General features: G+C 68.2%; 6 protein-coding genes. 3 read left to right on the top strand and 3 right to left on the bottom strand.

Annotated elements, in window-relative coordinates:
• Nucleotides 1–70: 70 nt before the first annotated feature.
• The 3 genes from ilvC to QK444_RS29285 form a co-directional block, all read right to left on the bottom strand.
• Entirely contained in the window at nt 71–1072 is a 1002-nt protein-coding gene (ilvC, locus tag QK444_RS29275) for a ketol-acid reductoisomerase (protein WP_029930139.1), read from the bottom strand.
• A 165-nt stretch (nt 1073–1237) separates the two neighbouring features.
• Nucleotides 1238–1744: an acetolactate synthase small subunit gene (ilvN, locus tag QK444_RS29280; protein ID WP_029930140.1), complete on the bottom strand. Its 507-nt coding sequence runs from the start codon at nt 1742–1744 to the stop codon at nt 1238–1240.
• Nucleotides 1741–3693, bottom strand: a complete 1953-nt coding sequence (locus QK444_RS29285; RefSeq protein ID WP_282785356.1) for an acetolactate synthase large subunit — start codon at nt 3691–3693, stop codon at nt 1741–1743. The genes ilvN and QK444_RS29285 overlap by 4 nt, the downstream gene beginning before the upstream one ends.
• A 291-nt stretch (nt 3694–3984) precedes the next feature.
• Here QK444_RS29285 and QK444_RS29290 point away from each other — a divergent pair, with 291 nt between their 5' ends.
• The 3 genes from QK444_RS29290 to QK444_RS29300 form a co-directional block, all read left to right on the top strand.
• The gene (locus tag QK444_RS29290) at nt 3985–4803 is read left to right on the top strand and encodes a PH domain-containing protein (protein ID WP_282785357.1); all 819 of its coding nucleotides are present in this window, start codon (nt 3985–3987) and stop codon (nt 4801–4803) included.
• Between the two features lie 154 nt (nt 4804–4957).
• Complete coding sequence (gene ilvD, locus QK444_RS29295) at nt 4958–6799, top strand: dihydroxy-acid dehydratase (protein ID WP_282785358.1); 1842 nt, start codon at nt 4958–4960, stop codon at nt 6797–6799.
• A gap of 16 nt (nt 6800–6815) precedes the next feature.
• The coding region (locus QK444_RS29300) for a hypothetical protein (RefSeq protein ID WP_282785359.1) at nt 6816–7113 on the top strand (298 nt) is incomplete at its 3' end.

The raw sequence follows: 7113 nt of genomic DNA on the forward strand, positions 1-7113 counted from the left end.
CTCGCACGGAACGCAAACGGCCGGCCCCCCGCGCGCGGGAGCGGGGCCTTTTCCGTGTCGGCGAAAGACCTTACGCGGTCTCGGTGATCGGCCGGTCGACCCAGCTCATCAGGCCGCGCAGCTTGGCGCCGGTGACCTCGATCGGGTGCTCGGCGTTCTGCTTGCGCAGACCCTCGAGCTCCTTGTTGCCGCCCTCGACATTGGCGACCAGGCGCTTGACGAAGGTGCCGTCCTGAATGTCCTTCAGGATCTCCTTCATGCGCTCCTTGGTGCCCGCGTCGATGACCCGCGGACCCGACAGGTAGCCACCGAACTCGGCGGTGTCGGAGACCGAGTAGTTCATGCGGGCGATGCCGCCCTCGTACATGAGGTCGACGATCAGTTTCAGCTCGTGCAGCACCTCGAAGTAGGCCATCTCCGGCGCGTAACCGGCCTCGACCATGACCTCGAAACCGGTCTTGACCAGTTCCTCGGTGCCACCGCACAGCACGGCCTGCTCACCGAACAGGTCAGTCTCGGTCTCTTCCTTGAAGGTGGTCTTGATGACACCCGCGCGGGTGCCGCCGATGCCCTTGGCGTAGGACAGCGCGAGCGCCTGGCCCTGGCCGGTCGGGTCCTGGTCGACCGCGATCAGGGCCGGAACGCCCTTGCCGTCGACGAACTGGCGGCGCACCAGGTGGCCCGGGCCCTTGGGGGCGACCATAGCGACGGTGACGTTGGCCGGAGCCTTGATCAGGCCGAAGTGGATGTTGAGGCCGTGACCGAAGAACAGCGCGTCGCCGTCCTTCAGGTTGGGCTCGATGTCATTGGTGAAGATCGACGCCTGCGCGGTGTCGGGGGCCAGCACCATGATGACGTCGGCCCAGGCGGCGACCTCGGCGGGGGTGCCGACGGTCAGACCGGCCTCCTCGGCCTTCGGACGCGACTTCGACCCCTCGGCGAGGCCGACGCGGACGTCGACGCCGGAGTCGCGCAGGCTCAGCGAGTGGGCGTGGCCCTGGCTGCCGTAGCCGATGACCGCGACCTTCTTGCCCTGGATGATCGACAGGTCGGCGTCATCGTCGTAGAACATCTCGACTGCCACTGTTGGTTCCCTTCTGATGAATCGTCCCCGCTCATTCGGGGATAACGTTGTGCGCTGGCTCATCCCCGCACTCGCGGGGAGCGACGCCGACCGCCTCATCGCGTCGCCGTGATGGACGGCTCATCCCCGCTGTGGCGGGGATTCCCGACGAATCTATCGCGTCGCGGTAATGGACTTGGGTCCGCGTCCGACGGCGACCACGCCCGACTGCACGATCTCGCGGATGCCGTACGGCTCCATCATGCGCAGCAGCGCGTCCAGCTTGGAGCGCGTGCCGGTGGCCTCGATGGTCAGCGCGTCCGGCGAGACGTCGATCACCTTGGCGCGGAACAGGTTCACGGCCTCGATCACCTGGGTGCGCACACTGGCGTCGGCGCGCACCTTGACCAGGATGAGTTCGCGGGCGACGGAACTCTCCTGATCCTGCTCGACGATCTTGATGACATTGACCAGCTTGTTGAGCTGCTTGGTGACCTGCTCGAGCGGCAGATCCTCCACCGTCACGACGATCGTCATGCGCGAGATCTCGGGGATCTCGGTGCCGCCGACCGCGAGCGACTGGATATTGAAGCCGCGGCGCGAGAACAGACTCGCCACGCGCGCGAGCACGCCCGGCTTGTCCTCCACCAGCACGGAGAGGGTGTGGGTGGTGGTGGTCATCGCTCGGTCTCCTTCGTCGCCCGCTCATGCGCCGCGAGCGTGGCCTTCTCGTGCGACATGGCCTCGTGGATGACCGCGGGCTCGGCGGCGGACTCGTCGTCGTCGAACAGCGGGCGGATGCCACGGGCGGCCATGATCTCGTCATTGGACGTGCCGGCGGCCACCATCGGCCACACCTGGGCGTCCTTGCCGACGATGAAGTCGATCACTACGGGGCGGTCGTTGATGGACTGCGCCTCGCGGATGGCGGCCTCCACGTCCTCCTCCCGCTCCACGCGAATGCCGTAGCAGCCCAACGCTTCCGCCAGCTTCACGAAGTCGGGGATGCGCAGGGTGTGGGTGCCCAGGTCGGTGTTGGAGTAGCGCTGTTCGTAGAACAGGGTCTGCCACTGCCGGACCATGCCCAGGTTGCCGTTGTTGATGAGCGCGACCTTGATCGGCACGCCCTCCACGGCGCAGGTGGCCAGTTCCTGATTGGTCATCTGGAAGCAGCCGTCACCGTCGATGGCCCACACCTCGCGGTCGGGTGCGCCCATCTTCGCGCCCATGGCGGCGGGCACGGCGTAGCCCATGGTGCCCAGGCCGCCGGAGTTCAGCCAGGTGCGCGGCTTCTCGTACTTGATGAACTGGGCGGCCCACATCTGGTGCTGGCCGACGCCCGCGCAGTAGATGGCGTCCGGTCCGGCGAGCGCGCCCAGCTTCTCGATGACGTACTCCGGCGACAGCGAGCCGTCGCTCGGCGGGGTCCAGCCCAGCGGGTACTGCTTGCGCACGCCGTCCAGGTAGGTCCACCACTCCGACAGGTCCAGCAGCGGATTCGCGCTCGCGGCGGGATCGGCCTTCAGGGTGTCGATGAGTTCGGTGATGACCTCGCGGCAGTCGCCCACGATCGGGACATCCGCGTGCCGGTTCTTGCCGATCTCGGCCGGGTCGATGTCGGCGTGGATGACCTTGGCGCCGGGCGCGAAGGAGTCCAGCTGGCCGGTGACGCGGTCGTCGAAGCGCGCGCCCAGGGTGATGAGCAGGTCGGAGCGCTGCAAGGCCGCCACCGCGCCGACGGTGCCGTGCATACCCGGCATGCCCATGTTGAGCTGGTGCGAGTCGGGGAACGCGCCGCGCGCCATCAGGGTGGTGACCACCGGGATGCCGGTCAGCTCGGCCAGTTCCAGTAGCTCGGCCGACGCCTCGGCCTTGATCACGCCGCCGCCGACGTAGAGCACGGGGGCCTTGGCCTCCATGATCATGCGGGCGGCCTCGCGCACCTGCTTGCCGTGCGGCTTGGTGACCGGACGGTAGCCGGGCAGCCGCATCTCCGGCGGCCAGCTGAAGGTGGTCTGCGCCTGCAGCACGTCCTTGGGGATGTCCACCAGCACCGCGCCGGGGCGACCGCTGGCGGCCAGGTGGAACGCCTCGGCGATGATGCGCGGGATGTCGATGGGATCGGTGACCAGGAAGTTGTGCTTGGTGACCGGCATGGTGATGCCGGAGATGTCGGCTTCCTGGAAGGCGTCGGTGCCGATCAGGCCGCGGCCGACCTGGCCGGTGATGGCGACCAGCGGCACCGAATCCATCTGGGCGTCCGCGATCGGGGTGACCAGGTTGGTCGCGCCCGGACCGGATGTGGCCATGCACACACCGACCTTGCCGGTGGCCTGCGCGTAGCCGGTGGCGGCGTGACCCGCGCCCTGCTCGTGCCGGACCAGGACGTGGCGGACCTTGGTGCTGTCGAACAGCGGGTCGTAGACGGGAAGGATCGCACCGCCCGGAATACCGAATACCGTGTCCGCGCCGAGCTCCTCGAGCGATCGGACGACCGACTGCGCGCCGGTGACCCGCTCGGGCGGGACCTGGCGGCGATTCGATGGTGCGGCCGTAGCCGCGGTCGGCTGACTAGCCGAAGGCGCGGGCCTGCGGGCCGAGGGCCCGGGCCGGGCGGTAGGTGCGCTCACCGTCTTGGTTCCTTACTGCTTGTCGTAACCACACTTGCCTGAACACAAAAAAGCCCCCGACAGCCTATGGCTGTTCGAGGGTGGCGCGTCGCAGCTGCGAGCTGACGTATGGGAGCTACATCGTCGGCTCAGCGCTGGACGCGCCGGCCGATTACGAGCAACTCGATTCGTTTCACGCGCACGACGGTAAGTGCGCGTGGTCCGTTCAGTCAAACTTCTGACCAATGGTGTCCCATTATGTGAGACAGAGCGGTTGTTCGGGTTCAATCACCACAATGCGAGGATGGGGGTGTGTCATCACCGCATCAGTCCGTGCCACCAGGTCGATCGTCCCATACGCCCGCCGAAGGATCGGACACGGGTGGCTACCCGAGCATCCGGTTCCGCACCGACTGGCTGTGGATCTTGGCCGTCGCCATCGTGCCCCTCGTAGTCACCTTCCCGCTGTGGTTGACGCGGCTGCAAACCGTGGTCAGCGGCAACGGGCTGGAGGTGCGCGGGCTCTTCCGGACCCGCCGGGTGCCGTGGGAGCAAATCTCCGGCGTCCGCATTCCCGGATTCAACCGCGTGTACGCCACGCTCGCCGACGGGAACGAGATCCCGCTGCCCGGAGTGGACTTCGGGCGCATCCGCACCTTCGTGCGCGCCGCGCGCGGGGAGTTGGCGGATCCGGGCGTGCGCGTGATCGCGATACCGCGGCTCGCCCATCTCGCGGTATTCGTGGTGGCGCTGGGCGCACTGTTCCCGTTCGCCGGATGGCCCCAGGTGCTGTGGATCCTGTTCGCGATACCGCTGGCCCTCGCCGTGTGGGTGGAGCGCACCCGGACCAAGATCTCCTCCGACGGGCTCGACCTGCGCACCGTGCGCGGCACACGGCACATCGACTGGGACGAGGTCAAGGGCCTGAGGATCCCGCCCCGCGGCTACCTGCGGCTGCATCTCGCCGATGAGTCCGAGGTGAAGCTGCCCGCGGTCGGCTACGACCGGCTGCGCGATCTGGTCGAAGCCTCCGGCGGGCGCATTCCGGACCCGTTCGTGGAGCCGGAGGACGCCGAATCGGAGAACGCCGAATCGGAACACGCCGAACCGCGGGGCACGGACGAGGGCTAGCACCGCCGCGGACGCGGTGCGTTTCTGGACAACCGGTGCGGAATCTGCCGGTGGGCGCGGCGGGTTGATAACGCGGGAGTAACGTGGGCTGGCCGCCGAAGCAGATTCGGCGCAGTCGCCACAGCCCACCGCGACGAGACCCGAGGACCCATCAATGCCACCGCTTCGCTCACGCACCACCACCGCCGGACGCAATGCCGCGGGCGCTCGCGCCCTCTGGCGCGCCACCGGTCTCACCGACTCCGACTTCGGCAAGCCGATCGTCGCCATCGCGAACTCCTACACCCAGTTCGTACCGGGCCACGTGCACCTCAAGGACGTCGGTGAGATCGTGGCCGAGGCGGTCCGCGCGGCGGGCGGCGTGCCCCGCGAGTTCCACACCATCGCCGTGGACGACGGCATCGCCATGGGCCACGGCGGCATGCTGTACTCGCTGCCCTCGCGCGAGATCATCGCCGACTCGGTGGAATACATGGCCAATGCCCACACCGCCGACGCACTGGTGTGCATCTCCAACTGCGACAAGATCACTCCGGGCATGCTGAACGCCGCCATGCGGCTCAACATCCCGGCCGTATTCGTCTCCGGCGGACCCATGGAGGCCGGTAAGGCCGTCGTGGTCGGCGGCGTGGCGCAGGCCCCCACCGACCTCATCACCGCCATCGCGGCCAGCGCCTCCAGCGCCGTCAGCGACGAGGGCCTGTCCGAGGTCGAGCGCAGCGCCTGCCCGACCTGCGGCTCCTGCTCCGGCATGTTCACCGCCAACTCCATGAACTGCCTCACCGAGGCGCTGGGTCTGGCACTGCCGGGCAACGGCTCCACGCTGGCCACCCACGCCGCCCGCCGCGCGCTGTTCGAGCGGGCCGGACGCGTCATCGTGGATATCGCCAACCGCTGGTACCGCGACGACGACGCCTCGGTGCTGCCGCGAAACGTGGCCAACGAGAAGGCGTTCCGCAATGCCATGGCCCTGGACGTGGCCATGGGCGGCTCCACCAACACGGTGCTGCACACCCTCGCCGCCGCGCAGGAGGGTGAGATCGACTTCGATCTGGAGACCATCGACGAGATCTCGCGGCGGGTGCCGTGCCTGTCCAAGGTGTCGCCGAACTCCGACTACCACATGGAGGATGTGCACCGCGCCGGCGGCATTCCGGCCATCCTGGGCGAGCTGCGCCGCGGCGGCCTGCTCGAGACCGAGGTGACCACCGTGCACACCGCCTCGTTCGACGAATGGCTCGACACCTGGGACATCCGCTCCGGCAAGGCATCCGAGGAGGCCGTGGAGCTGTTCCACGCCGCACCGGGCGGGGTGCGCACCACCGAGCCGTTCTCCACCGAGAACCGCTGGTCGTCGCTGGACACCGATCAGGAGCAGGGCTGCATCCGCGATATCGCCCACGCCTACACCGTGGAGGGCGGGCTGTGCGTGCTGCGCGGCAATATCGCCCCGGACGGCGCGATCCTCAAGACCGCGGGCATCGATGAGGACCTGTTCACCTTCGAGGGGCCGGCCGTGGTGGTCGAATCCCAGGAGGAAGCCGTATCGGTCATTCTGAACAAGCGGATCAAGGCCGGTGACGTGGTCGTGGTGCGCTACGAGGGTCCGGCGGGCGGCCCGGGCATGCAGGAGATGCTGCACCCCACCGCATTCCTGAAGGGCGCGGGGCTGGGCAAGTCCTGCGCGCTCATCACCGACGGCCGGTTCTCCGGCGGCACCTCGGGTCTGTCCATCGGACATATTTCGCCCGAGGCGGCCAGCGGCGGAGCGATCGGCCTGATCGAGAACGGTGACCGGATTCGTATCGACGTGCATACCCGTGCGCTCGAATTACTCGTTTCCGAGGACGAACTGGCCAGGCGGCGCGCGAAAATGGAGGCGTCCGAACGGCCGTGGCAGCCCGCCGACCGCGATCGTCCGGTCACCACCGCCCTGCGCGCCTACGCCGCTCTGGCGACGTCGGCGGACAAGGGTGCAGTCCGGCGAGTGCCGTAGTCAGCAAGGGGGAAGTGTGACAATCGAATACACCGGCAAGGTCGACGCCATGCTGGCCGAATACACCGCCATGCTCGATCGCTGCGACGAGCGCAACGCGCAGGCGAAGGAACTGCTCGCCGAGGCCGAGGCGCTCGCCGCGGAGACCCGGGAGCTGTTCGGAGCCGAATACTCCGCCCCACCTGGCGACGCCGAGGACATCCGCGCCCAGCGGGCGGCCCTGGAGGAACAGGTGGACGCCAAATCGCAGGAGGTATTGCGCCTGCACTCGGAGAATTTCGACGAGTGGCAGCGGTTCACCCACGCCGAGTGGT

Origin of the sequence: Nocardia sp. CC201C, from assembly GCF_030010695.1 — a bacterium.
Taxonomy (GTDB): Bacteria; Actinomycetota; Actinomycetes; order Mycobacteriales; family Mycobacteriaceae; genus Nocardia; species Nocardia otitidiscaviarum.

Excerpts from the sequence above, each read along its gene's own strand:
- ilvN (WP_029930140.1), bottom strand. The coding sequence starts at position 1,744 with ATGACCACCACCACCCACACCCTCTCCGTGCTGGTGGAGGACAAGCCG.
- ilvD (WP_282785358.1), top strand. The coding sequence starts at position 4,958 with ATGCCACCGCTTCGCTCACGCACCACCACCGCCGGACGCAATGCCGCG.
- ilvC (WP_029930139.1), bottom strand. The coding sequence starts at position 1,072 with ATGTTCTACGACGATGACGCCGACCTGTCGATCATCCAGGGCAAGAAG.